This is a genomic window from Polaromonas sp. (assembly GCF_036676035.1).
GTDB lineage: Bacteria > Pseudomonadota > Gammaproteobacteria > Burkholderiales > Burkholderiaceae_C > Polaromonas.
In genome coordinates, this window is the sequence record NZ_JAKFDR010000053.1 from 1 (window position 1) to 1512 (window position 1512).

The 1512-nt window shown below is 65.3% G+C and carries 3 protein-coding genes and 1 pseudogene; all 4 read right to left on the bottom strand.

Annotation, left to right across the window (positions count from 1 at the left end; all coding sequences use genetic code 11):
• The coding region (locus V6M61_RS08215; RefSeq protein ID WP_332776078.1) for a DUF4880 domain-containing protein at nt 1–198 on the bottom strand (198 nt) is incomplete at its 3' end.
• Nucleotides 195–755: an RNA polymerase sigma factor gene (locus V6M61_RS08220; RefSeq protein ID WP_332776079.1), complete on the bottom strand. Its 561-nt coding sequence runs from the start codon at nt 753–755 to the stop codon at nt 195–197. The genes V6M61_RS08220 and V6M61_RS08215, both read right to left, overlap by 4 nt.
• Before the next feature lie 7 nt (nt 756–762).
• Nucleotides 763–1089: a DUF3325 domain-containing protein gene (locus V6M61_RS08225; protein ID WP_122610800.1), complete on the bottom strand. Its 327-nt coding sequence runs from the start codon at nt 1087–1089 to the stop codon at nt 763–765.
• Nucleotides 1089–1512, bottom strand: a pseudogene (locus V6M61_RS08230) (PepSY domain-containing protein); the annotation flags it as partial. The gene V6M61_RS08225 and the pseudogene V6M61_RS08230, both read right to left, overlap by 1 nt.

The following is a 1512-nucleotide window of genomic DNA, read 5'->3' on the forward strand; positions in this document are numbered from 1 at the left end:
CGTGCGCGCGGGGCTTTCGCTGAGTTCCCAGATCACCTGCGCCTGCGCATACGCTTGGGCATGGGCCGGATCGGCGCGCAGCCATTGGCTGAAGGTCAGCTGATCGCCAGTGCTCGGGCGGTCATGCAACAGGCTCAGCCAGGCCAGCGCGGCCTGTTCCTGGGCCGGTGTCGGTGTGATCGGATCGGATGGCTTCACGGTGCTTTCCCTGGCAGGCGTGGCGCGGGGTCGCGCAGGCTGGCCTTGCAGGCCTCGAGGGCGCGCATCATATGTTTTTCCACGGCACTTTGGGACAGGCCCATGGCCTTGGCGATCTCAGCGTACTTGCGCCCGTGAATGCGATTGAGCAGAAAGATCTGCCGCGTGCGTTCGGGCAAGGCGCGCAACGCGGCTTCGACATGGCGCAGATCGTTGCCGGCTTCGAGGGCGGCCTGGGGTTCGCTGCCATGGCTGTCGGGTTCGTCCGGCTGCCAGCCTTCGTTGACCCGCGTGCGCGTGCCTTCGCTGCGCAAATGGTCGATGGCGATGTTGCCGGCGCAGCGCAGCAGATAGGTGCTGAGCTCTTCGACCTGGACCAGCGGACGCCGCCAGAAGCGCAAAAACAGATCCTGGACCAGATCCGCCGCGGTCGCCCGACAACCGACGCGCCGGTTCACCAGCGCCTCCATTTGCGCACGCTGGGACAGAAACACCTGAAGAAAATGCGCACGCGCGCCACGCGCTTCATCGTCACGCGATTCCGGCGGCAGACCCATCAGCACTTCAGCACTGCGCCCAGGCGGCGACCGGGCTCGCCAGCAGGCTCAACCCGGCCAGGGCCATGGCAAGACGCGGGCGATACGGCAGCAACAGCACTAATGCCAAAGCGCTGAGCATCAGCACCGCGAACCAGTCGACCAGACCGAAACTCCAGCCACTGGCTGCGACCGCTGCCCACAGCGAAAGCGCCAACAACAGCCATCCCGCCAGCGCCAGACCCTGACGGCGGCGCGTCGACGGTTTGGCGCCGAGCAATTCGGCGTGATGACGTGGCATCGACAGGCACAACGCGGTGAAGCCGGCGTAAGTAAGCAACAGGGCCAGCAGCATCAGTTGGCCCCCTGTTCGACTGTGATCGAGCGAGGCGAAGGACTTGCTTTGCGAACGCTGACGCGCTCGCCCGTACGCTGCATCTTGCGCGCAGCCCAGCCGAGAAAAAGCCCCGTCGCCAGACACGTCAGATCAAATCCGGCCAGTGCCCAGTCGCGCTGTATCAGGGTCGCACCAAGATTCCACGGCGTGGTCAGCGCATTGATCAGCGGCACCGCGATAAACAGCGCAGCGCCGAGCGTCAGCTGTTCGATCCACGCCTTGCGCCCCGGACGCAACACCGCGTGCACCACGCTCAGGCCCCAGGCTATGAAGAACGCATTCACTTCCCAATCGGCCCGCCCCGCCAGACTCACCGGCAACAGTCGATTGGCCAAAAAGAACACCGCCACCGCCGATACCAGGCCGGCCATGCTGGCGATA

Coding starts and splice junctions, on each gene's coding strand:
- V6M61_RS08220 (WP_332776079.1), bottom strand. CDS start 755: ATGGGTCTGCCGCCGGAATCGCGTGACGATGAAGCGCGTGGCGCGCGT.
- V6M61_RS08225 (WP_122610800.1), bottom strand. CDS start 1,089: ATGCTGCTGGCCCTGTTGCTTACTTACGCCGGCTTCACCGCGTTGTGC.